This window comes from Archangium minus (genome assembly GCF_044360475.1).
Taxonomy (GTDB): Bacteria; Myxococcota; Myxococcia; order Myxococcales; family Myxococcaceae; genus Archangium; species Archangium minus.
Genome location: NZ_CP043494.1, coordinates 1346776 through 1370604, shown reverse-complemented (window position 1 = coordinate 1370604; position 23829 = coordinate 1346776). Strand labels below are relative to the sequence as shown.

Here is a 23829-nt window from a genome sequence, read left to right as displayed (position 1 = left end):
CCTCCGCCCGCAGGCGGCCAACCCCTCGACTCGCATCCCAGGTACCCGGCGCGTGGGGGAGGAGAGCGCCGCGCGTCACAACACATTGATGAGCTTCTGAGGAGTTGCACACCATGAAATGCATTTCACGGCATGGCGCTCTCTCGAGCGTCATGGGCAGGATCGCGGGGGTCCTCGGGCTCCTGACACTGATGGCCAGCAGCACCGCCCGCGCGAGCGAGGCGGACCTTGTACTCCCGGACTTCCGCACAGTGACATTCGTGGGCGGACTCAACGGGCACTCGCTGCTGATGGCGGGTATCGCGGTGGCTGTCTTTGGCCTCATCTTCGGCTTCATGCAGTACACGGCCTTGCGCAAGCTGCCGGTGCACAAGTCGATGCTCGAGATCTCCGAGCTCATCTATGAGACGTGCAAGACGTACCTCATCACCCAGGGCAAGTTCATCCTCATCCTCGAGGTGCTCATTGGCGCCGTGATGGTGGTGTACTTCGGATTCCTGCGGCACATGGAGCTTATCAAGGTCATCACCATCCTGGTGTTCAGCCTCATCGGCATCGCCGGCAGCTACGGCGTGGCGTGGTTCGGCATCCGGGTGAACACCTTCGCCAACAGCCGCACGGCCTTCGCCAGCTTGCGCGGCAAGCCCTACCCCACCTACGCCATCCCCCTGCAGGCCGGTATGTCCATTGGCATGGTGCTCATCTCCACCGAGCTCCTGCTGATGCTCATCATCCTGCTCTTCGTGCCGGCGGACTTCGCGGGCCCGTGCTTCATCGGCTTCGCCATCGGTGAGTCGCTGGGCGCCTCGGTGTTGCGCATCGCGGGCGGTATCTTCACGAAGATCGCCGACATCGGCTCGGACCTGATGAAGATCGTCTTCCGCATCAAGGAGGACGACGCGCGCAACCCGGGCGTCATCGCCGACTGCACGGGTGACAACGCGGGTGACTCGGTGGGCCCCTCGGCCGACGGCTTCGAGACCTACGGCGTGACGGGCGTGGCGCTCATCACCTTCATCCTCCTGGCGGTGCCGGGGGCCGAGTTCCAGGTCCAGCTGCTCGTCTGGATTTTCATGATGCGCATCGTGATGGTGCTGGCGAGCCTGGGCTCCTACGGCATCAACGGCATCATCCAGGGCGGCAAGTACAAGACGGCGGACCACATGAACTTCGAGGCCCCGCTCACCTTCCTGGTGTGGCTGACCTCCATCGTGTCCGTGGCGCTGACGTTCCTGGTCTCCTACCTGCTCATCCCGAACCTGGCGGGTGACACCACGCTGTGGTGGAAGCTCTCGGCCATCATCACCTGCGGCACGCTGGCGGGCGCCATCATCCCGGAGGCCATCAAGGTCTTCACCTCCACGGAGAGCCGCCACGTGCGCGAGGTCGTCACGGCCTCCCGCGAGGGTGGAGCGTCGCTCAACGTCATCTCGGGTCTGGTCGCCGGTAACTTCTCCGCCTACTGGATGGGCATCATCATCGCGGCGCTAATGGGCGGGGCCTACTTCTTCAGCCTGGACATCCCCAACACGCTGATGATCGCCCCGGCGGTGTTCGCCTTCGGGCTGGTGGCCTTCGGCTTTTTGGGCATGGGCCCCGTCACCATCGCGGTGGACTCGTACGGCCCGGTGACGGACAACGCGCAGAGCGTGTACGAGCTGTCGCTCATCGAGAACGTCCCCAACGTGAAGGAGGAGATCCAAAAGGACTTCGGCTTCTCGCCTGACTTCGACAAGGGCAAGCTGTACCTGGAGGAGAACGACGGCGCGGGCAACACCTTCAAGGCCACGGCCAAGCCGGTGCTCATCGGCACCGCCGTGGTGGGCGCCACGACGATGATCTTCTCCATCATCGTCATCCTGGTGGGCATCACCGTGAGCGGCGACGGTTTCCGCTCGCTCAACGCGGCCAACGCGGCCAACCTGTCGCTGCTGCACGCCCCCTTCCTGCTGGGCCTCGTCACGGGCGGCGCCATCATCTACTGGTTCTCCGGCGCCTCCATGCAGGCGGTGTCCACGGGCGCCTACCGCGCGGTGGAGTTCATCAAGGCCAACATCAAGCTGGAGGGCGTGGAGAAGGCGAGCGTGAGCGACTCCAAGCGCGTGGTGGAGATCTGCACCCAGTACGCGCAGAAGGGCATGCTCAACATCTTCCTGGGCGTGTTCTTCAGCACCCTGGCGTTCGCGTTCCTCGAGCCGTACTTCTTCGTGGGCTACCTCATCTCCATCGCGGTGTTCGGCCTGTACCAGGCCGTCTTCATGGCCAACGCCGGTGGCGCGTGGGACAACGCGAAGAAGCTGGTGGAGGTGGAGCTCAAGGCCAAGGGGACGGAGCTGCACGCCGCCACGGTCGTGGGCGACACGGTGGGCGACCCGTTCAAGGACACCTCGTCCGTGGCGCTCAACCCCGTCATCAAGTTCACCACGCTCTTCGGCCTGCTGGCGGTGGAGCTGTCGGTGGAGCTGAGCGCGGCCGGCCAGGCCACCATCACCCGGGTGTTCGCGGGCATCTTCTTCATCGCGTCGATGGTGTTCGTCTACCGCTCCTTCTACGGCATGCGCATCGAGACCCCGATGGCCGCCATCGCCGGTGAGGGCAAGGCGACCGTCAAGCCGGCCTAGTCCGCGGCCCTCCTCCCTCTCCCTTCGGGAGAGGGACGGGGTGAGGGTATCGGGCGAACCCGGGTTGAACCCCCTGTCCCCCCTGTGGGCCTCGGGTTGAAGAACGGGCTCGGGTACCCTCACCCCCACCCTCTCCCGAGGGGAGAGGGAGCATTATTGAAAGCTCAGCGGATGCGAAACGCGGGCGGATCAATGCGCGTGGAGCGGCACTCCGGGCAGGAGCCAGGCCGGCTCAGGCGCTTGCGGTCACGGAAGACGTAGCCGCACGCGAGGCACTCGGCGGGAATAACCTCCAGCGCGGCGCCTCCCGCCCGGAGCGACTTCTCCAGGTGCTCCAGGTGCCCGGCCACGTCCTTCTCGGAGATGCCCACCAGCCCGGAGAGCTCCTTCGCGGTGAGGCCCGTCTGCGGCGCCGAGGCCAACTCCGCCTCCAGCGCGCCGCGCACCGTGGCGCCTCGGGCGGGGGGAACAGGGCTGCGATCCATGGACCATGACCTCCCAGGACAAGAGTAGGCACGCGTCCCGGCTCCGGCCTTCCGATGAGCTTGCCTGCTCGAATGCAGGAAAGAGTATTAGGAACCCCAAGGGGGGTTGGATGTAGCCTCCGGCGCCATGAGCCTCCGCTACACAGCCGATTATCGAACGCTTCTCTGGTGCCTCTTCATGCCCGTGGTGGCGATGGCGCAGTACGTCAACCCTGCGCTCATCCCCTACCTCAGTCCGATCGGCTGCTACCTGGCGCTGTCCGCAGGCGTCATCGCGCACAACCACAACCACTGCCCGACCTTCAAGAGCCGCAAGCTCAACTTCCTCATGAGCCTGTGGCTGGCGCACTTCTACGGCTACCCCACGTTCGCCTGGGTGCCCACGCACAACCTCAACCACCACAAGTACGTCAACAAGCCGGGCGACGCGACCATCACCTGGCGCTACACCAACAAGCACAACTGGTGGGTCGCCTTCACGTACTTCTTCGTCTCGTCCTACTGGCAGAGCGATCCCATCAAGCAGTACATCCGCAAGGCGCGTCAGTCGAACCCCACGCTCTACCGGCAGATCATCACCCAGTACGTCTCGTGGGCCGGCCTGCACCTGGCGATGCTCGGCGTGGCCATCGCGTGGCACGGCCTGGGACGCGGCATCATGGTGTGGAGCTTCGCCTTCCTCATCCCGGCGCTCTTCGCGCTGTGGACCATCATGTTCTTCAACTACATCCAGCACGTCCACGCGGACCCCTGGAGCGAGAACGACCACTCGCGCAGCTTCGACGGCAAGCTCATCAACTTCCTGCTCTTCAACAACGGCCTGCACGCGGCCCACCACGAGGTGGCCGGCGCCCACTGGAGCACCCTGCCCGAGCTTCACGCGAAGCTCGCCCCGAAAATCAACCCGGAGCTCAACCAGAGCAGCTTCTTCGGGTGGTGTTTCCGGAATTATGTGCTGGCACCCTTCTTCCCCCAGTACGGGACGAAGCAGATCGGCCGCGCCGGGTTCGAGCCGCCCACGGGCGAAGAGGCGCAGTTGGAGTCCGCGGACGTGGATGCGTTGGAGTCGGGCATCAACGCTGCTCGAACGTGAACACTCTGAGAGGCCGTCCTCTCGACTTTTGTGAAAGGACGGACTACTCCTGAACCCCCGGCTCAAGTCCGGGCTGGGAACGGCGGCTCGTGTGCCGCCGCTGTGACGAAAGAAGAACGATTCATGGCAACCGGTACGGTCAAGTGGTTCAACGACGCTAAGGGCTTCGGGTTCATCACGCAGGACGGAGGTGGCGAGGACGTGTTCTGCCACCACACTGCCATCAACATGGATGGCTTCCGCACCCTGGCCGAGGGGCAGCGGGTCGAGTTTGAAGTGACCAAGGGCCCCAAGGGACTGCAGGCGCAGAACGTTCGCGCCGCTGGCTAGTCCGCAGCACGGATGATTCCTGGAGCCCGACCTCGTCTGGGGTCGGGCTCTTTCTTTTTCATGCTCATGCGTCTGCCCCCCCTGCCCCGAGTCGCCGGTTTCGATGATGCGCCTTTCGCCAAACGCCCCGGTGCGAGGGTGCCCCTGGTGGGCGTGGTGTGCGCCGGCACGCGCTTCGAAGGGCTCGTCTGGGGACGGGTGCGCAAGGACGGGTGGACGGCGACAGACGAGGTGTGCCGGCTGCTGGTGGGAGGCAAATTCCTGCCGCAGCTGCACCTGGTGTTGTTGGATGGGATTGCCTTTGGAGGTTTCAACGTGGTGGACCTGCCACGGCTGGCGCACACGTTGGGCAAGCCCTGTGTGTCAGTGATGCGGCGGCTGCCGGACCTGGACGCGATGGAGCGCGCGCTGCGTCACCTGCCCCGCGCGGAACGGCGGCTGGAGTTGCTGAGGCGGGCGGGCCCCATCCACCAGCTCGGAGGCTTCACGTTCCAGGTGCAGGGCGCGGAGCCCGCGTGGGTAGCGGAGGCCTTGAAGCGCCTCACGGACCGAGGGCATGTGCCGGAGGCGCTGCGACTGGCGCACCTCATTGGCTCGGCGGTGGTGACAGGAGAGAGCTCGAAACGCGCGTGATGTCCCTCCCCTCTCCCTTCGGGAGAGGGACAGGGTGAGGGTATCGGGTGAACCCGGGTTGAATCCCCTGTCCACACTGAGGGCCATGGGTTGAAGAACGGGCTCGGATACCCTCACCCCGACCCTCTCCCGGAGGGAGAGGGAGTTAGCGGCGCACCTCGGGCGGCACCTGTGCCAACCACCCCACCTCGAGCACGGCCCATAATCCCAACAACACCGCCTCCGCCGCATCGTGCCGCAGCGACGTGGGCCGCGGTGCGCCGGACCATTCAATCACTCGGCGCGCGAGCCCGTCCGCGGCGTCCTTCGCGAGGCCCCCGCTGCGCTGCTCGCGGGCATACAGGAGCCGGGCGCGCCAGTCCTGAGCGGACACGCGCAACACAGGCAGCGCTCGCCGCGCGGCCTCGCGCTCCCAGACCTCGGCGATAGGCCCTCCGCCCTCCAACACCAGCCACGCGAGCGGCCCGGCCGAGTGCAGCACCGAGGGCACCGCGCGCTTGAGCCGGGACTGAGAGCCAAAGTTCTGCGAGCGGTACCAGCGCAGCCGCCCGTCATCTCCGTAGAAGGCGAGCCCCGAGCGCAGCCCGAGGTCCACCGCGAGCAACCCCGGTGTCGATGGCGCGTCCGGGCTCACTCCGCCTCCCGCTTACTGCTGCGGCTGCTGCTCGATAGAGGCGGCGATGCGGCCTCCGGCGGCGGCGAGCTCCGCGCGGCGGATTTCCAAGGTGGCCCGGGCCTGCGCCGCGGCGCTGGCGGAGAGGAAGCGGCGCGAGTCCGCGTCCGACATCTCCAGGCTGGTGGACATCCCCGCCCTGAAGGCGGCCGCCACCTGCTGCTGCACCCGGGCGGCGAGCTGCGCCTGGGCCTCGGCCTGGGCCAGCGCGGCCTGCGCGGCCTCCAGGTTGGCCTTCGCGGCCACCCAGTTCGCATGGGCCTTGGCGCGCGACGACTCGTACTGCGCCTTCGCCTGCTCCAGCCGGGCCCTGTCCTCGTGCAGCGCCGCGTAGCGCTGCCCGCGGTCATACAGCGGCATCGAGGCCGCGACGGACAGCTCGTAGCTGGTGTTCGTCCCGGTGAAGCCGGAGTTGGAGTTGTAGATGCCGCGGGCCTGGGCGACCAGACTCGGCAGCCACGAGAAACGGTCGTACGTCACCTTGCCCTCGCTGGCCTGCACCGCCTTGGCGGCCGAGCGCACCGCGTACGTGTTCTCCCAGGGGCTGGTGTCCTCGGAGGGAATGTCCCAGCGGGGACCCGGGGCATCAAGCGGAGCCGGCTGCACGGGCTCGCCCACCAGCGCGCCCAGCATGGCCAGGAGCTGCGCATACTGGCCGGAGAGCTGCGCGAGCTGCACGCGCGCCTGGGCCGTCTCCGTCTGGGCGCGCAGCAGCGACGCCTCCACCGTCATGCCCACGTCGAGCTGCGCCTTGGCCTCGCCCTCGCGCTGGAGCGCCACGGCCTCCGCCTCACGCGCCGCGTCCATCAGCTGCGTGATGCCCTGAAGTCCCAGGTACGTGCGCGCCACCGCCAGCAGCACCTGCTCGCGCGCCTCCAGGGCACCCAGCTCCGCCGCCTCCGCGCCCGCCTTCGCCGGGCCGATGAGGAAGACGCCGGCCGGGGTGAAGAGGGGCTGAGAGATTTGCGCCGTCGCGTAGCGCGAGTCCTTCGCCGTGATGACGACGGGCTCCGGGACGAGCTGCGGATTCTGGGGCAGGAGGTTGAACACGCCGCCCACCAGTCCGACGAACTGCCCCAGGTCCAGCAGGGCCTCGGCGCTGGAGCGGACGTACTGGGCGCTGACCGTCAGCTCGGGCTGCCACGCCGTCCAGGCGCGGCGAACGCCCGCGGCGGCCACCGCGGACTGAGCGCGAGCGGAGGCCACGTCCGGGCTCTGCTTCGCGGCGAGGGTGAGCGCCTCCTGCAGCGTCACGGTGCGCAGCGTGCCGGGAGCGGGAGCCACCGCCAGGCCGGGCTGCGCGGCGGGAGCCGGCTGAGGCGTGAGCGCGGGGGCCGCGGGCGCCTGGGCGAGCGCGCCGAGCGGAGAGAGGGCGGCGAGGAGGACGAGCGAGAGGGGACGCCGGGCGGACCCGGCGGCGGCAATTCGGATGAACATAGGCGATGGCAACGCGAAGAAGTGAGGGTGCACCCGGCCGCGCTCAGGCGGCGCGACCGGAGTGCTGCGCCTGGTGCTCCTGAACGGGCGCGGAGGGGAGTTCGTCCTGTGTCTTCTGGACGCGCTTGGAGAAGCCCAGGCGCTCCATGGCGGCGAACACCACCGGCACCACCAGCAGCGTGAGGAAGGTGGAGGTGATGACGCCGCCGATGACGGCGATGGCCATGGGGGCGCGGAACTCGGAGCCCACGCCCTTGCCGATGGCGGTGGGCACCATGCCGATGGCCATGGCGGCGCTCGTCATGAGGATGGGGCGCAGACGGCGCGGGCCCGCCTTCATGAGCGCCTCGTCCACCGAGTCACCCTCGCGCAGGAACTGCAGCGCGCCGTCCACCAGGAGGATGGCGTTCTTCGTCACCAGGCCCATCAGCAGGATGATGCCGATCATCGCGCCCATGGAGACGTGGAAGCCGCCGAAATACAGACCCAGCAGCGCACCCACGAGCGCCAGCGGCAGCGACACCATGATGGTGAAGGGGTGCTTGAGGGACTCGAACTGGCTGGCGAGCACCATGTAGATGAAGACGAAGGCCAGCAGACCCGCGGTGATGAAGGCGTCGTTCTGCTCGTTCATCAGCTTCATCTGTCCGTCGTAGACGAGCGAGTAGCCCGGAGCCAACGGCTTCTCGGCCACGCGCTGCTGGAGCTGACTGGCCACGTCACCCAGGGCCGCGCCATTGAGCTGGGCGTAGACGGCGAGCTGCCGCTGGCGGTTCTCGTGCTCGATGACGCTCGGGCCATCGCGCAGCTCCACCTTCGCCACGTCCGTCACCGGGACCATCCCGCGGGGCGTGGCCAGCTCGATCTGCCGCACGCGCTCGGGCGTGTCACGGTCGCGCTGGGTCAGGCGCACGCGGATGTCCGTCTCGTCCACGCCCTCGCGCAGCTTGGCGGCCACATCACCGCCGATGGCCATGCGCATCTGCATGGCCAGCGCCGCGGCGCTCAGGCCCAGGTCCTTGGCGCGGGCCCGGTCGATCTCAATGGCCAGCTCCGGCTTGGGCGGGTTGAAGTCCACGCGCACGTCCGCGGTGCCTGGAATCTCGCGCAGAATCTGGGCGATGCGCTCGGACTCCTCCCGGAGCTTGCCCAGGTCCGGCCCGATGACGCGCACCATGATGGGGAAGAAGTCACCGCCCAGGCCATCGACGATGGGCAGGTCCTGCATGATGACCTGGGTGGCGGGCAGCGCGGGCGCGAGCAGCTCACGCGCCGATTCCTTGATGGCCTGGATGCCCCGCTCGCGCTCGTGCTTCTCCTTGGTGAGCACGCGGATGCGCGCCTTGTTCACATCGCCGTTGTCGCCGACGATGGAGTAGACATCCGTCACCTCGGGGATGCCCTTGAGGATCTTCTCCGCCTCCGCCACGCGCACGCCCGTCTGATCCAGGCTGGAGGCGTCGGGGAGGATGAGCTGCACGATGAACTGCGAGCGGTCCTCGGGCGAGAGGAACTCCACGCCCAGGCGGCTGGCGGCGCCGAAGGACACCACCATCACCAGCACGGTGATGCCCGTGGTGAGCCACTTGTGGTTGAGCACCCAGCGCAGGATGTTCGAGTAGACGCGCTCGCTGCCATCCAGGAAGCCGCGGATGGTCTTGGCCAGCGCGTTCTCCTGGTGGTGCTCGCCGTGCTTGCGCTGCTTCGCCAGACGCGCGGACAGCATCGGGTCCAGCGTGAAGGAGATGAAGAGCGAGATGAGCACCGCCACCGAGATGGTGATGCCGAACTGCTGGAGGAACTGACCCACCATGCCCGGCATGAAGGCCACCGGGACGAACACCGCCACCAGGGCGAGCGTGGTGGCGAGCACCGCCAGACCGACGTCACTGGTGCCCTTGGAGGCCGCGCTCACCGGATCCTCGCCCTGCTCCAGGCGGTGGGTGATGGCCTCGCGCACCACCACCGCGTCGTCGATGAGCAGACCGATGGCCAGCGACAGCGCCAGCAGCGTCATCTGGTTGAGCGTGTAGCCCAGCAGGTACATCACGAAGAACGTACCGATGACGGAGGTGGGCAGCGCCAGCGAGGAGATGAAGGTGCCGCGCGGATCCAACAGGAACATCAGGATGATGAGCACCGCCATCGCGCCACCGAAGATGAGGGCGATCCACACCTCGTGGGCGTTCTCATTGATGATCACCGACTGGTCGATGAGCAGCGTGGTCTGGAAGCCATGGCCCAGGGAGGGCACCAGGGTCTCCATCTGCTTCTTCACCGCGTCACTCAGGGCCACGGTGTTGGAGCCGGGCTGCTTGATGATCTCCAGGATGACGGCGTCCTGACCATTGAGGCGCGCCGAGGTGCGCCGCTCGGCCGCGCCGTCGGTGATGGTGGCGACCTCCTCCAACCGCACCTGGGCGCCCGTGCGGCTCTGCGCCACCGGGAGCTGCCGCAGCTCCTCCACGCTCTTGAACTGTCCCAGCGAACGCACCGTGAGCTCGGTGGGCCCCAGCTGCAGCCGGCCCGCCGGCAGATCCAGGTTCTCCGAGCCGATGCGCTGGGCGATGTCCATCGGAGTCACGCCCACCGCGCGCGCCTTGTCCAGGTCGACATCCACCTGGATTTCGCGCACGTCACCACCGTTGATGCGCACGTCGGCCACGCCCTCGAGCTGCGCCAGGGCTGGCTTGAGCTTGTCGTCGATGAGCTTGCGCACCGTGCGCGAGTCCGCCTGCGCGCTCGCCGCGTAGGTGAGGACGGGCACCGCGGAGATGTCCACGCGGCCCACCACCGGCGCATCCGCGTCCTGCGGCAGCTTGTTGACGATGCCCGACACCTTGTCGCGCACCTCCTGCACCGCCCGGTCCAGGCTGGCCGACAGCTTGAACTGAACAATCACCGTGCCGACGTTCTCGCGGCTGAAGGAGTGGATCTTGTCCACACCACTGATGCCGGCGGCGGCATCCTCGATGGGCTTGATGATCTGCGTTTCGATCTCACCCGGGCCGGCGCCCTTGTAGATGGTGTTGACCACCACCACCGGGATGGAGATGTCCGGGTAGAGGTCGGTACCGAGCCGGCTGTACCCCATCACCCCGAGGACGATGAGGCAGAGGGAGAGCATGGCCGTGAAGACCGGCCTGCGGATGGAGACGTCGCTGAGGAGCATGGGGGACGCTCTGGTGTCCTGGGAAGGGAGGGCTACTTCACGGAGACGCGCGTCCCCTCGGTGAGGGACGGCGTGGGGTATTCGATGACCTTGTCCAGCGGAGCGGCGGCCTTCACCACCACCTCGCGCACACCACGCTCGAGCACCTGGACATCCACGCGGCGCACCTCGCCGGAGGGGGCCACCACGTAGACGTGGTCACCGCCCGAGGAGGACAGCGCGGTGGCGGGCAGGGACTGAGCGTCCTGAGCGTCGCCCAGCGGGAGGATGACGCGCGCCAGGGTGTTGGCCACGAAGCGGCCGTCCTTGTTGGGCACCAGGATGTCCACCGGGATGCGGCGCGTGGCCTGGTCCGCGGAGGGGATGATGGTGCGGATGACGGCCTCGTCCGTGGAGGCGCCGCCACCGATGACCTCTACGCGCACCTTCGTGCCCTGCTTGAGCTGGGCGCGCAGGGACTCGGCCACCGTCGTCTTCAGCAGCAGGGTGCCCAGGTTCTCCACGGAGAACTGGGGCGCGCCCGGGCCCACGATGGCGCCCACCTGCTCGGGCGCGTCGGTGACGGTGCCAGCGAAGGGCGCCTTCAGGTCGTGCTTGCGGCGGCCGGCCTGCGCCTGGGCCAGCTGCGCCTTGGCGGCCATGAGCTGCGCCTCGGCCTGCTTCGCCTGCGTGGTGGAGGTGAGGTTCTGCAGGTCGCTCACGTTGCCCTGCTGCTGCAGCTTCGCGTTGCGGCCGGCCACATCCGCGGCCATCGCGGCGGCCACCTCAGCGGCGGCCACCGAGGCCTGTGCCTGGGCCAGCTGCGCGTCGGCGATCTCCGCGTTGAGCTGCGCGAGCACCTGGCCCTCCTGCACCGTCTGGCCCTTCTTCACGCGCACCTTCTCCAGCCGGCCTCCCACCTCGAAGCCCACCTGAAGGGCCTGAGAAGGAAAGAGCGTGCCCGTCACCTCCTCGCGCCGCGAGGTCTGCACCGAGCGCGGCGTGGCCAGCGTCACCGTGGGGAGCTCCTGCGCGGCGGCGGCCTTGTTGGCGGCGGGGGGCGGCGCGGCGTCTGCCTTGCAGCCGGAGAGGGGAAGCGCGGTGGCGGCCAGGCCCACGGCGGCGAGCCCGGCGACAAGCGGCGTCCTGGAGAGTTTCACGGTCATGACCTCGAAGTACTGCGGGTGCGGGAGAGAGCGCGGGCCTGGGTAGACCGGCGCGGGGAAGTCGAAGCCTTCGTCGGAACCTTCGTCGGGACCGACAACGTCGAGGGGCCGGAGTCCGTGAAGGCTGGGGGCAGGCTGCCCTCGCGGATGAGGCGGTGGATGGAGTTGGCCCAGGCGGCCAGGTCCGGCTTCTGCTCCATCTGGCTCATCTGCTGCGCCAGCAGCAGGTAGGTGCCAACGATGAGCGAGCCGATGACCTCGGGAGGGACGTCCGGGCGGCACGCGTGAGCGGCCTGCAGCCGGTGGAACTCCTGGGACACCCGCGCCGTCTCGCGGTCCACCATGCCCCACACCAGTGACTCGAAGTCGGTCCCCTGGCTGCCGCGGATGAGCACGTTCATCACATCGCGGTAGGCCCACATCAGCTCGAGCAGATTCAGGTCCGACTCGGCGTTCAGCTTCACCAGGAGCTCGTAGCGCGCGGAGCGCTCGGCCACGTCCCGGGCCTCGAGCACGCCATGCTCGGCGAGGAACTGATCCGTCGCCTTCAGCCGATGGACGATGACCTGGTTCATCGCCTCCGTGAACTCGCCCACCACCTCGCCGAAGAGGGCCTCCTTGGAGGAGTAGTGCAGGTAGAAGGCGCCTTTGGAGAGGCCACAGGCGGCGGTGATGTCCTCGATGCGCGCCCCACGGATGCCCTTCTTCACGAACTCCGCTCGCGCGGCGGCGATGAGGGCTGCACGAGCATGTGGATCCGCAGGACGAGCCATGACGCGGCCATTACTAACCCGCCGGTCAGAAACTGCCCAGGGGGTTTCTGAACCACGGGTCAGAAACGAGCCCCATGTTACTTATTGAACAATTAAGTAGAACTAAGGGGAGGGTGCGGCGCCGAGCCGGGCCAGGGCGGTGCACAGAGGGCACGCGGCCGGCAGGTGGGGGGTGTCGCGGCGGTGGAGGTCCAACACCGCGCGGGACACCTCGGCCAGCTCGCGGCGCACCTCGCGCCGAGCGCCCTTCACCCGGGCGATGGAGAGGTTGTCGTAGGCCGTCGTCTGGTGTCGCATCCAGGCGATGACGGCGGCCTCGGCGCGGCGCTCGATGGGGATGCGCTCGGTGCGGGCCACGGTGCCGCTGCCCACGGGGGTGGCATGGGCGGACACCGCCACGGCCAGCTTCTTGGCCTGGGCGATGAAGGTGGGCGCGAAGGCGAGAAAGCGCAGCACGGCGTTGGCGAAGTCCACCTCATACTCAGCCTGCTCGCGCTCACGGCGGCGCACGTCCGCCTCACGGCGACGGGCATAGGCGGGGGTGGCGCGCTCGGCCTCCAGGGCGGCCCGGGCAGCGGTGATGTGGGCCTCGGGCGCCCATACCCCTTGTGAGAAGATCTTCCTCCCCTTCTTCTCCACCACCGTCCAGCTGGGGCCGGCGGCCTTCACCCGGCGCGTGAGGCCCGCGTCCCCCGGGGGCAGCAGGGCCCAGCCCGCGGGCACGGTGAGAATGGAGCCATCGGCCGCGCGCACACGGCGCGGGTCTTTCGTGGGGGCAACAGTGAGGGAGTCGCTCATGGCGGGGGGTGGCGCCTATAGCGCAAGCGGCGTCAGCGGGGGAAGCGCCCCGGGGTCAACCTCGTGGTAGATGGGGCCTGTCGCCAGCGCACACCGCCGCTGCGCGGGAGGGTCTTCAATCGTGGGCAGCGCCGGCATGTCCATCCTCAGGCTCACCTTCCTCGGCACCTCGGCCGCTCAACCGACGTTGCACCGCAACCTGTCCGGGCTGGCGGTGAAAGCGAACGCGGATCTGCTGCTCTTCGACTGTGGCGAGGGCAGCCAACGGCAGATGGTGCGCTTTGGCACCGGCTTCACCGTGGATGCCGTCTTCTTCACCCACTTCCACGCGGACCACTACCTGGGAATCATCGGCTTCCTGCGCACCCTGGGGATGATGGGGCGCGACACGCCCGTGCAGCTCTACGGGCCGCCTCCGGCGCGGCGGCTGCTGAACCAGGCCGTGCACCTGGGCGTGGAGTCACTGTCCTTCCCCGTGGAGTTCCACGAGCTGCGCGACGGCGACAAGGTGGAGCGGCGCGGCTACACGGTGCACGCGGTGGGGGTGGATCACCGCATCAACGCGCTCGGCTACGTGCTGCAGGAGGACGAGCGCCCCGGCAAGTTCAACCTGGACAAGGCGAAGGCGATGGGGATTCCGTCGGGGCCCGTCTACGGTCAGCTCCAGCGGGGCGAGCCGGTGACGCTGCCGGACGGCCGCACCATCCATCCCGACGAGGTCGTGGGGGACCCGAGGCCCGGCCGGCGGCTGGTCATCTCCGGTGACACCCGCCCCTGCCAGTCCCTGGTGCGTGCCGCGCGCGAGGCGGACCTGCTCATCCACGAGGCCACCTTCTCCGACGACGAGCAGGCGCGTGCGCTGGAGACGCGGCACTCGACGGCGCGCGAGGCGGCCCAGGTGGCGCGCGAGGCGGGTGCCCGGCGCCTCATCCTCACGCACCTCTCCAGCCGTCACGACACGGACCCCTCGCGGCTGCTCACCCAGGCGCGCGAGGAGTTCAAGGGGCCCGTCGAGGTGGCCTACGACGGGCTCACCGTGGAGCTGCCCCTGCGCGACTGAGCGCGCGGGGGCCTCGCTGACTACTTGATGGACTTCTCGGCCTCCTCGCGCAGCGCCTTGGCCCCCTCGGGGTCCACGCGCTGCAGCAGCTCCCACTCCATCTCCACGTCCCGCGTCATGTTGGTGGTGTCCGTGCCGAGGTCCTGGCGCTGGCCGTTCGAGCTCATGGGGCCCTGGCCGGACTCGACGCGGTTCTGCTTCAGGATTTCCACCGAGCACATGGTCGGGTTGGGCTGCTTGCCGCGCACCAGGTAGCGCACGTAGCTGGTGCCCAGCGACGAGGGCGCGCCCACCTGGTGCCAGTCGGTGCTGATTTCATACGCCCCCGGGGCCTCGCGCACCGGCAGCTCCTTCTCCTTCAGCAGCGACCGCACCTGAGGCCACACCTCGGCGATGGGCTTGCGGTACACGTGCTGGCGCGCCTTGTCCTGGATGTAGGCCTCGCGACGGCTGGCCGTGCACCCAACGGCCAGCGTGGCAACGGCGAGCACCACCAACGACAAGGACCACGACGAGCGGTTCGACGGCTTCATTGTGTTCTCCCCCGACTGTTAAAGACGAGATGAAGGGGATTTGAAGCACGGGGTACCGCTCCCGCCAAGCCACCCTTGCCGCGCTCCCCTGGCAGTGCAGCTCGCCTGGAACACGGCAGCCTGCTTGGAATGAACCTTTGCGACGACAAGGAAAAGCGTACTGTTCAGCGGAGAAACACCCGCTCGAGCCAGGTCGCTTCATGTCGCCCCCCCGCCCTCCCCCCTCCCTGTCCCGCTCGACACTGCTCAAGATGGGCGTACGCATCGCCGGGGTCATCGCCCTGGGTACGCTCTTCAGCTATCTCCACCTGCTCCACGCCGTGCGCACCGAGGACCTCGCGCGGCTCGAGCGGCATGTGTCGGAGCGCAGCCAACGGGAGCAAATCCTCTTCCTGCTCGCGCAGGACAACCACGTCGTCATCAAGAAGGCCCTGCAGGAGAGGATCCTCGCGCTAGAGAAGGAGGACGTCCAAGCACGCTTCGACCAGCTCTTCACGCCAAGGCCCGACGGCACCGTCCGCAGCCGCCTCGAGGGCTTTGACGGCACGAAGATGCCGGGCGTTGTCGTCAACCGAGGCCGGCAGCTCGACGACGGGCTGCGCCGGCGCATCCTGGCCGCCCATGAGGTGCTGTCCTGGTACGGGCCCGCCCTCCACACGCGCTTCACGAACACCTATGTCGTCCTGGCCGAGGGCGTCATCATCCTCTACTGGCCGGAGCGCCCCAACTGGTGCCAGGACGTGGGCGGGGAGCTCTCGTTGCTCGGCCTCAGCGCGAACAGCCCCCAGAACAACCCCACACGACAGACCATCTGGAGCGGCATCTACTCGGACCAGGGCACCCGGAAATGGATGGTCTCCATCGCCACGCCGCTGGACATGAACGGCCGGTACGTCGCGACGTTCGGCCACGACGTGCTCCTGGAAGAGTTGATGACTCGCACCATCAACGATCACCTGCCCGGCGCGTACAACATGATCTTCCGCGACGATGGGGAGCTCATCGCCCATCCCCAAATCACCCAGGAGAACTCCACCGGCGTCTACAACATCCTGCGTGACGCCGGGCAGAACGGCGACCTCATCATCCCCGAGGAGCAGCGCTACCACCTGCGGAGGCTGTTCGAGCGGGTGCGAGACCGCGAGCCGGACCGGGCGGTGGTGGAGCTGCCCGAGTTCTCCGAGTACCTCGGCGTGGCCCGGCTCCAAGGCCCTGGCTGGAACTTCGTCACGGTGCTTCCGGAGAGCGTGGTGTCCCAGCCCGCGGTGCGGGCGGCGCGCACTGTGCTGGTGCTCGGCATCCTCTCGCTGCTGGTGGAGCTGATCATCATGTCCTGGGTGCTCAAGCAACAGATTACCCGCCCGCTGCTGGCCTTCACGCGGGCCGCGGACCGGGTGGCCGCGGGTGACTTCCATGTCGAGCTGGACACCTCGCGCGAGGACGAGCTGGGCCAGCTGGCGCGCGCCTTCCGGGTGATGGCAGACAAGGTCCAGCATCGCGAGGAGGCCCTGCTCCAGGCCAACGAGAGCCTGGAGCAACGGGTGGAGGAGCGCACCCGCGAGCTGAAGGAGGTCCACAGGCAGCTGGTGCAGACGGCCCGGCGCGCAGGCATGGCGGAGATCGCCACCAACGTGCTGCACAACGTGGGCAACGTGCTCACCAGCGTCTACGCCTCGGCGCAGCTCGCTCGGGAGCGGATGGGCCGGATGCGGCTTGAGCACGTGAGCCGAGTGGCGAGCATGCTCGAGGAGCACCAGGGCGACCTCTGCACCTTCCTCACCCAGGACGAGCGCGGTCAGCATGTGACGCCCTTCCTGAGCAAGCTGGGGCAGAACCTGCAGGAGGATCGCAAGGAGCTTCTCTCGCTGCTCGACGACGTGGGCCGGTACACGGAGCACATCGGCGACATCGTCAAGGTGCAGCAGAACTACGCCCGCACGCCCCGAGTGCACGACGAGCCCGTCCACCTGGACGCGCTGGTGGAGGACGCGCTGCGCATCAACACTGATGGGCTCACGCGCTACCAGGTGAAGGTGGAGCGGGACATGATTCCCCTGCCGCCCCTGATGACTGACAAGCACAAGGTGCTGATGATCCTCGTCAACCTCATCAGCAACGCCGCGTATGCCCTGGAGCCTGTGCCCGTGGACGAGCGACGGCTGACCGTCAGGATGGAGCGCACCCCCACCCAACGCATCCGCATCGAGGTGCGGGACAACGGCATGGGCATCGACTCCGAGCTGAGCACCCGCATCTTCCAATACGGCTTCACCACCCGCAAAGACGGGCACGGCTTCGGCCTGCACTCCAGTGCCCTGGCGGCCCAGGAGCTGGGGGGCTCGCTGACGGCGCACAGCGAAGGGTCGGGACTGGGGGCCACGTTCACGCTGGAGCTCCCCTACCTCCTGGCCGAGGAGGCGTCATAAGCGGCCCCTCTGGTAGACTGGCGCCACCATGAGGGACGGGCTCATCCGCCGAGCCATCAAACGGCTCGCGTTGATCCGCTACACCATCGACCTCTCCCTGACGCGCCTGGTGCTGCGCGCCCAAGGAGAGCCGCGCTACCGACTCACCGGGGCCTGCAATGGCTGTGGTCGCTGCTGCGAGACGCCCGTCATCGCCGTGAGTCGACCCGTGTTCTACCTGCGCTCGCTGCGCTGGCTCACGCTCACCTGGCACCGGCTCGTGAATGGCTTCGAGTACGTGAGCGAGGACCGCCGGCACAAGCTCTTCGTCTTCCGCTGCACGCACTACGATCCTGTAACGAAGCAGTGCGACTCCTATGACAGCCGCCCGGGCATGTGCAGGGACTACCCGCGCAACCTCGCCTACTCAGCGCTGCCGGAGTTCCTCCCCGAGTGCGGCTACTCGGCCGTGTACAAGAAAGGCGAGCAGCTCCGGCAGGCGCTGGAGAAGGCCAACCTCCCGCCGGAGAAGTACGAGGAGCTGGTGCGCAAGCTGCACCTCAAGGAGTGAGCCCAGAGCCTGTCACGCTGGGGGCTGCGGCTCCTCTCCGTGCACGCCTTCGCGCGTGGCCCACGTCTCCCGCGCCTCCTCCACGGGACGCTCCGCGGCGAAGTGCTCGAGGAGCAGTGCCGCCACCTTCTCCGGGGCCTCCAACGGCACGGAGTGGCCCTCCTCGGGCAGGCAGTGCACGACGGGCCGCTGCTCGAAGTATGGCTCCAATCCCTGGGTGAGTGACTTGCGCAGGGCAACGTCCTGCTCGCCCCAGATGAGCAGGAAGGGCGCGCGGATGCGGGGGTAGTTCCGCGACTCGCGCAGCCCCTTGGGCGAGAGGTTGCGGCGGAACAGCTGGCGGTAGTAGTCGATGGCCGCGCGCGCCGCCTCTCTGCTGGAGAAGTTGGCCTCGTACTCCGCCAGACGCCCCAGCGGCACGCGCGACGGGTCCACCATCGACCTGCGCAACAACCGCGGCACCAACGCGCCCCCTCGCGCGGAGAGCAGGCGCTCGGGCAGGTACGGAAGCTGGAAGAAGAACACGTACCAGGAGCGCACGAGCTGCGCGGGCTTCCATATATCCCGCGTCATCACGGACGGATGCGGGGCATTGATGATGGCCAGACGATCCACCACCTCTGGGTGGTGGGCGGCCACGTGGTAGGCGATGAGCCCGCCCCAGTCGTGGCCCACGAGGTACACGGGCCGCCCCGGCTGGAGGTAGCGCGCCATCTGGACGACATCGTTGGCCAGCGTATCGATGTCATAGCCCCCCTTGGGCCGGTCCGTGCCGCCATAGCCCCGCAGGTCCGGCGCCACCGCGCGGAAGCCTGCCTCGGCCAGCCGGGGCAGCACCTCGCGCCAGCTCTCGGACAGCTCGGGGAAACCGTGGAGCAGGAGCACCAGCGGCCCATCGGCGGGGCCGGCCTCCAGCGCCTGCACACGCAGGCCAGGCAGCGGAATCAAGAGCGGAGTGATGGCAGTCATGCGCACACAGCTAGGGTCGCTCCTCCCCAGACGGAAGCGGTCCCGGGGCGAGGACGTCCGCCGCCATACACGCGCGACGAAATCAGTGCCTCGCAGCTCCGTCATGGACATGATGGAGCCGCCCGATGATTCCTCTCAGCGATGACAACCCCACACTCCGCACGCCGATCGTCACCTACCTGCTGCTCGGTGCCATCGGGGCCACCTGGGTCTTCGTGCAGGGTGCTGGCCTCAATACCCTGGCCCTCGTCTCCAGCGTGTGCAACCTCGGGCTCGTCCCGGGCGAGCTCACCGGAGGGGCCCCGGTAGGACTCGAGGTGCCGCTCGGGGACGGGCTGGCGTGCGTGGTCGACCAGGAGCCCATCAACCGCCTCACGCCCCTCACCTCCATGTTCCTCCACGGGAGCTGGGGCCACATCCTGGGCAACTGCCTCTTCTTCTGGGTCTTCGGCAACAACGTCGAGGACAGCATGGGCCGGATGCGCTTCCTCGTCTTCTATGTGGTGTGCGGCCTGGCGGCGGCGGCGGCCCAGGTGGCGGTGGACCCCTCCTCGCCCATCCCCATGGTCGGAGCCTCGGGCGCCATCTCCGGAGTGATGGGGGCCTACCTCATCCTCTACCCGCGCGTGCGGGTGAACATGCTCTTCATCTTCATCATCATCTTCCGCATCATCCCCCTGCCCGCCTGGTTGGTGCTGCTCTACTGGTTCGGCCTCCAGGTCATCACCGGCCTGCCCCAGCTCAATCAGCTCAACGCCGAGGGCGGCAGCGGCGTGGCCGTGTGGGCCCACGTGGGCGGCTTCGTCGCGGGGCTCGTGCTGGTGAAGTTCTTCGAGAACCGAAACCTCACCTCCCGGCGCTCCGGGTGGCGGCACCGGCTCCACCCGGACCATCCGTGAACAGATCGCGCCTCTGTGTCAGGGGCATGCGATTTGCTCAATGACAGAGCAGGGTCGAGAACCGCGGCTCGGGGACCTCAGTCTCCTCTGAAGCCGTTCGTGAGGGTGTGGCACGATGCGTCGGGTGAGGATGTTCCAGTCTTGCAATCCGCGGCACCTCGCGGTGGCCCTGGCGTTGTTGACGACGGTGCTGTTGGACCCGCAACGGTCCGCGTCCGCTCAGTCGGAGACCGAGCCCCTGATTCCCAACGGCCCCCAGACGCTCACGGTGCGAGTCCCGCCTCTGCAGACCGTGAACGAGGAGGAGGTGCTGCGCGTCACCGTCCAGGTGGAGGGCGCACAAGGCAACCTGCGCGTCTTCGTGGACGGGCTGCCGCCAGGGGCGCACTGGGACGAGCTCGCTCGCACGCTCACCTTCCAACCGGACTTCATCCAGGGCGGCTGGCGCCACGAAGTCACCTTCACCGCCAAGGACGACCAGGCCACGACGCAGGCGCGGATGACGATCGCCGTGCGCGACACCGTGCGTCCGCCCGAGCCGCGCATCGTCCAGCGCGAGGAGCTGCCCGGCAGCCTGCGCCTGACGCTGGAGCAGCCCACGGACACGTGGTTGGACAGCCCCGGTTACGCTGGGCGCACCTTCCCCGCGGTGGTGACGGTGCCGCTCGCCGCCATGGCCGGCAACCCCATGCCGGTGACGGTGAGCCTGCACGGCGTGGGCAACTGGCCGCCCACGACCCAGGTGTCCACGGATCGCTTCATCATCCAGCCGAGTGACCCGAACCTCACCTACTGGTGGGGCTACTCCGAGAGCCTGCCGCGAGGCCCGGTGCAGGGAACGGCCGTGCCGCCGTACACCGCGCGCCGAGTGCTGGCGCTGCTGGAGTGGGTGCTGCGCAGCTACCCCGGCGCGGACCCCGAGCGCGTCTTCGTGGAGGGAGACTCCATGGGCGGTGCGGGCGCGCTGACGCTCGGCCTGCTGGACGCGCGGCACTTCGCGGGAGTGTTCGCCAAACATGCGCAGCCGGTGGCGCGAGCCCACCGTCCCTGGCGGCTCGCGCAGCTCTCCTCGCTGTGGGGCATGCCCGAGGAGGAGGTGCCGGACGCGCAGGGCCTGGGCGTCTGGAGCCGCCTGGACCTGACGCGCGCCCTGCGGGACGAGCCCGGAGCGCGCTCGCAGTTCCTCTTCCTGGAGCACGGCAAGGACGACCCCATCATCCACTTCGGCTCCGTGGTGAGGCCCAGCCCCCTCACCGGTGCCTCCTTCTACGAGTCACTGCAGTCCTGGCACATCGGCCACGTCGCGGTCTGGGACGAGGGTGGACATGTGGAGGCAGACCCCTGGCTGGGCCATCGCTGGTGGGACCGCGGCTGGAACCCGCGCACGGATGCGCGGACCTTCCTGCGGCGAGACCTGGCCTTCCCGGCCTTCAGCCGCTCCTCGTGGGACGGCAACCCGGGCAGCGGGGGCAGCGGACGTCAGCCGTGGCGCAACGACTCCGGCTACGCGGGAGACCCGAAGATTGCCGGAGACACCGGCTGGGATGGCGACGTGGCGGGCATGCTCAACCGCTCGCTGCGCTGGGACACCAGCGCGTTGGTGGACACGCAAGGGCGCTTCCTGCTGCCCCTGCGCGCGGTGCTCGGCCCCGGCGTCACCGACACGCCCGTGGTGGACGTGACGCCCCGGCGCGTGCAGCGCTTCCACTGCCTGCCGGGCGAGCGCATCCGCTGGAGCTTCGGCAAGGCCAGCGGCACCGTCACCGCCGCCTCGGACGGCAGCGTCACCGTGCCCCGCTTGTCCCTGGGTGTGGACTGGACGCCGCTGGTGCTCGAGCGCGAGCGCTCCTGAACCCGCCTCCCCTGACTTGACTACAACCGTAGTCACCGCTACCTTGCTTCGTGACGACACTTGTAGTCACGCGGGTGAGGTGCATGAAAAAGCCGGTGGGAGACCAGGAGTTGGCGGTGCTGCGCTGGGTGGCGGAGCACGGCCCGGCCACCGTGGGCGAGGTGGCGGAGAAGTTCGGTGAGCCGCAGGGGCTGGCGCGCTCCACCATCCTCACGGTGATGGAGCGGCTGCGGAGCAAGGGGCACCTCACCCGGAACAAGGTGGAGGGCGTCTACCAGTACAGCTCGAGCGTGCCGCTGGCGGAGCTGCTGCGCGGCGTGGTGGGTGACTTCGTGCAGAAGTCCCTGGCGGGCTCGCTGTCTCCCTTCGCCACGTGGCTGTCCCAGGCCGACGAGGTCAGCGACGAGGAGCTGCGCCAGCTCGAAGAGGCCGTTGCCCGGCTCAAGTCGAAGAAGGAGGGCGAGGAATGAGCGCCCTGGACCTGGAGGTGGTGAGGGAGCTCGGGCCCGGTGTCCTGCACGCGCTCTGGCAGGTGACGTGGCAGGGGGCGCTCTGGGCGCTGGCGGTGTGGGCACTCACGCGCGCGTTGCCGAAGCTGCCTGCGTCCGTGCGCACCACGCTGTGGTGGCTCGTGGGCCTCAAGTGCCTGGTGAGCCTGTGCGCGCCCGTCGCCGTGCGCCTGCCGTTGCTGCCCGCCTCCGAGGCGCGCGTGGCCCTCGTGAAGGAGGTGGCCTCAGCACCGGCTCACGCGCACGTGAGGCCAGGCGAGATGAAGAGCGGTGACAGGTCCACTCCCGGAGTGCTCGCGCCGGAGCACGCTGAGACGCGCACGGACTGGACGCCGCTGGTCTGGGGGGCGCTGCTCGTGTGGCTCGGCGGCATCGCCTGGCAGGGGCGGGAGCTGCTGCGCGGGCTCGTGCAGCTGCGTCACATCCGACGCGAGGCCCGGCCGCTGGAGGACGCCTCGCTCCACCAGGCCGCGGCGACACTCGGGCGGGAGCTGGGCCTCGCGCGAGTCCCCCGGCTGCTCGTCTCCGAGCATGCGCCAGGCCCGCTCGCACTGGGCCTGCTGCACCCCGAGGTCATCCTGCCGCGCAAGGCCCTGGAGACCCTGTCCCCGCTGGAGCAGCGCATGGCGCTGGCACACGAGCTCGCCCACGTGCGGCGCGGGGACCTGTGGCTCGGCTGGGTGCCTGTGCTCGCGCAGGCAGTGCTCTTCTTCCATCCGCTCGTGCGGCGGGCGTGCCGGGAGTACGCCCTCGCTCGAGAGGAGGCCTGCGACGCCGCCGCGCTCCAGGCCACCGGTGCCGCGCCCCGCGAGTACGGGCGGCTCCTGCTCATCTTCGGTGTCGCCCGCGCTCCGGCTGCCGCGGCGGCGTCCGGTGCCTCGTCACACCTCGCAGCCCTCAAACGGAGGATCGCCATGCTGGAACATGCTGGGACCCAATCGAAGCACCGCCGCTGGACGCGCTGGACCCTGGGAGGCCTCGCCCTGGTGGCGATTGTCCCCTTCCAGGTGGTGGCCCGCGAAACACCCGCCACTCCGCCCGCGCCGCCCCCCATGCCCCGCGTCGCGGCCGCGCAGCCCGCCGCCCCGGCGAAGCCTCCCGCGCCTCCGCGCGTGCTCGTCGAGGACGAAGACCGTAGGTACTCCTACGTCCTCCTCCGCTCCTCGGATGACGCGACGATGTCCGGCTCGACGCACGACCTGAAGGTGGCTCGCCGCCTCGCGGGCAACGGAAAGCTGCCCCTGCTCTACGCGCGCCGCGATGATGGCCAGGAGTTCCTCATCCGGGATGCGAAGACGCTGACGGCCTTCGAGGATGCCTTCAAGGACATGAGGGAGCTCAGCACGAAACAGGAAGCGCTCAGCGGGAAGATGAGCGAGCTCGGCGGGAAGATGGGCGAGCTCGGCGGGAAGATGGGTGAGTTTGGCGGGAAGATGGGCGAGCTCGGCTCGAAGCAGGGCCAGCTGGGACGGAAACAGGCCCAGCTCGCCCTCAAGGCGAGCCTCCTGGAAATGGAGGATGACGAGAAGGAGACCCCGGAGACCAAGCGCCAGCGGGAGCAGCTCGAGCGCGAGCAGGAGGAGCTCCAGAAGCAGATCGACGAGCTCGACAAGCAGCGGGAGCCCATCGAGCAGCAGATGGAGGCGCTCAGCAAGGAGATGGAGAAGTACAGCGAGCCGATGGAGGACTTCGGCGAGCAGATGGAGAAGCTCGGCGAGCAGATGGAGGCACGAAGCCAGGAGGCCGAGAAGAAGGCCCAGACCTTGCTGGATGACGCGGTGAGCAAGGGGCTGGCCGAGCCAGTGAAGCGCTAGCCCGTAGCACGAAGTTCCCACTCGCACGCGAGTGCGCCAGAGTGCGCCGCCACCGAC

At 68.5% G+C, this 23829-nt stretch carries 20 protein-coding genes; 11 read left to right on the top strand and 9 right to left on the bottom strand.

The features are described 5' to 3' along the window. Nucleotides 1-113 precede the first annotated feature (113 nt). Nucleotides 114-2621 (top strand): sodium-translocating pyrophosphatase, encoded by a 2508-nt coding sequence (locus F0U60_RS05825; RefSeq protein WP_395815113.1) that lies wholly within the window; start codon nt 114-116, stop codon nt 2619-2621. A 164-nt stretch (nt 2622-2785) separates the two neighbouring features. Here F0U60_RS05825 and F0U60_RS05820 read toward each other — a convergent pair whose 3' ends face one another. Next, nucleotides 2786-3106: a transcriptional regulator gene (locus F0U60_RS05820; RefSeq protein WP_395815110.1), complete on the bottom strand. Its 321-nt coding sequence runs from the start codon at nt 3104-3106 to the stop codon at nt 2786-2788. Nucleotides 3107-3233: 127 nt separating this feature from the next. Between F0U60_RS05820 and F0U60_RS05815 the strand changes: the two genes are divergently transcribed. The 3 genes from F0U60_RS05815 to F0U60_RS05805 all read left to right on the top strand — a co-directional run bounded on the left by F0U60_RS05815 (nt 3234) and on the right by F0U60_RS05805 (nt 5162). Beyond that, nucleotides 3234-4199, top strand: a complete 966-nt coding sequence (locus tag F0U60_RS05815; protein WP_395815107.1) for a fatty acid desaturase family protein — start codon at nt 3234-3236, stop codon at nt 4197-4199. A 123-nt stretch (nt 4200-4322) separates the two neighbouring features. Beyond that, nucleotides 4323-4529 carry a cold-shock protein gene (locus F0U60_RS05810; protein WP_108072049.1) on the top strand — a complete coding sequence of 69 codons (207 nt, stop codon included), beginning with the start codon at nt 4323-4325 and terminating at the stop codon, nt 4527-4529. Between the two features lie 66 nt (nt 4530-4595). Then, nucleotides 4596-5162 (top strand): DUF99 family protein, encoded by a 567-nt coding sequence (locus tag F0U60_RS05805; protein WP_395815103.1) that lies wholly within the window; start codon nt 4596-4598, stop codon nt 5160-5162. Nucleotides 5163-5307: 145 nt separating this feature from the next. Here F0U60_RS05805 and F0U60_RS05800 read toward each other — a convergent pair whose 3' ends face one another. From F0U60_RS05800 to F0U60_RS05775, 6 genes are all read right to left on the bottom strand, one after another. Further along, nucleotides 5308-5796, bottom strand: a complete 489-nt coding sequence (locus tag F0U60_RS05800) for a hypothetical protein (protein WP_395815100.1) — start codon at nt 5794-5796, stop codon at nt 5308-5310. A 12-nt stretch (nt 5797-5808) separates the two neighbouring features. After that, nucleotides 5809-7272: a TolC family protein gene (locus F0U60_RS05795; protein WP_395815097.1), complete on the bottom strand. Its 1464-nt coding sequence runs from the start codon at nt 7270-7272 to the stop codon at nt 5809-5811. A 43-nt stretch (nt 7273-7315) separates the two neighbouring features. Beyond that, nucleotides 7316-10444: an efflux RND transporter permease subunit gene (locus tag F0U60_RS05790; protein WP_395815094.1), complete on the bottom strand. Its 3129-nt coding sequence runs from the start codon at nt 10442-10444 to the stop codon at nt 7316-7318. 32 nt (nt 10445-10476) lie between these two features. Further along, a complete protein-coding gene (locus F0U60_RS05785) occupies nt 10477-11589 on the bottom strand; it encodes an efflux RND transporter periplasmic adaptor subunit (protein ID WP_395815091.1) in 1113 nt (370 codons plus the stop codon). Next, nucleotides 11586-12362: a TetR/AcrR family transcriptional regulator gene (locus tag F0U60_RS05780; protein ID WP_395815088.1), complete on the bottom strand. Its 777-nt coding sequence runs from the start codon at nt 12360-12362 to the stop codon at nt 11586-11588. Before F0U60_RS05780 ends, F0U60_RS05785 begins: the two co-directional genes overlap by 4 nt. Nucleotides 12363-12464: 102 nt before the next feature. After that, complete coding sequence (locus tag F0U60_RS05775) at nt 12465-13160, bottom strand: DUF2293 domain-containing protein (RefSeq protein WP_395815085.1); 696 nt, start codon at nt 13158-13160, stop codon at nt 12465-12467. Nucleotides 13161-13296: 136 nt separating this feature from the next. Here F0U60_RS05775 and rnz point away from each other — a divergent pair, with 136 nt between their 5' ends. After that, nucleotides 13297-14220 carry a ribonuclease Z gene (rnz, locus tag F0U60_RS05770; RefSeq protein ID WP_395815082.1) on the top strand — a complete coding sequence of 308 codons (924 nt, stop codon included), beginning with the start codon at nt 13297-13299 and terminating at the stop codon, nt 14218-14220. A 20-nt stretch (nt 14221-14240) separates the two neighbouring features. Here the strand turns inward: rnz and F0U60_RS05765 are convergent, their stop codons facing one another. After that, nucleotides 14241-14753, bottom strand: a complete 513-nt coding sequence (locus F0U60_RS05765) for a hypothetical protein (protein WP_395815079.1) — start codon at nt 14751-14753, stop codon at nt 14241-14243. A gap of 200 nt (nt 14754-14953) precedes the next feature. On the opposite strand from F0U60_RS05765, the gene F0U60_RS05760 reads away from it, so the two are divergent. After that, complete coding sequence (locus F0U60_RS05760; protein WP_395815076.1) at nt 14954-17179, top strand: ATP-binding protein; 2226 nt, start codon at nt 14954-14956, stop codon at nt 17177-17179. Nucleotides 17180-17207: 28 nt separating this feature from the next. Beyond that, entirely contained in the window at nt 17208-17729 is a 522-nt protein-coding gene (locus F0U60_RS05755; protein WP_395815073.1) for a YkgJ family cysteine cluster protein, read from the top strand. A gap of 12 nt (nt 17730-17741) precedes the next feature. On the opposite strand, the gene F0U60_RS05750 is transcribed toward F0U60_RS05755, so the two are convergent. Continuing rightward, a complete protein-coding gene (locus tag F0U60_RS05750) occupies nt 17742-18698 on the bottom strand; it encodes an alpha/beta fold hydrolase (protein ID WP_395815070.1) in 957 nt (318 codons plus the stop codon). Between the two features lie 125 nt (nt 18699-18823). Between F0U60_RS05750 and F0U60_RS05745 the strand changes: the two genes are divergently transcribed. From F0U60_RS05745 to F0U60_RS05730, 4 genes are all read left to right on the top strand, one after another. Continuing rightward, entirely contained in the window at nt 18824-19597 is a 774-nt protein-coding gene (locus F0U60_RS05745) for a rhomboid family intramembrane serine protease (protein ID WP_395815067.1), read from the top strand. Nucleotides 19598-19712: 115 nt separating this feature from the next. Beyond that, nucleotides 19713-21449, top strand: coding sequence for a hypothetical protein (locus tag F0U60_RS05740; protein ID WP_395815064.1), 1737 nt, complete (start codon nt 19713-19715; stop codon nt 21447-21449). 83 nt (nt 21450-21532) lie between these two features. Beyond that, a complete protein-coding gene (locus F0U60_RS05735) occupies nt 21533-21919 on the top strand; it encodes a BlaI/MecI/CopY family transcriptional regulator (protein WP_203410604.1) in 387 nt (128 codons plus the stop codon). Then, the gene (locus F0U60_RS05730) at nt 21916-23772 is read left to right on the top strand and encodes a M56 family metallopeptidase (RefSeq protein ID WP_395815060.1); all 1857 of its coding nucleotides are present in this window, start codon (nt 21916-21918) and stop codon (nt 23770-23772) included. Before F0U60_RS05735 ends, F0U60_RS05730 begins: the two co-directional genes overlap by 4 nt. The last annotated feature ends 57 nt before the right edge of the window (nt 23773-23829 follow it).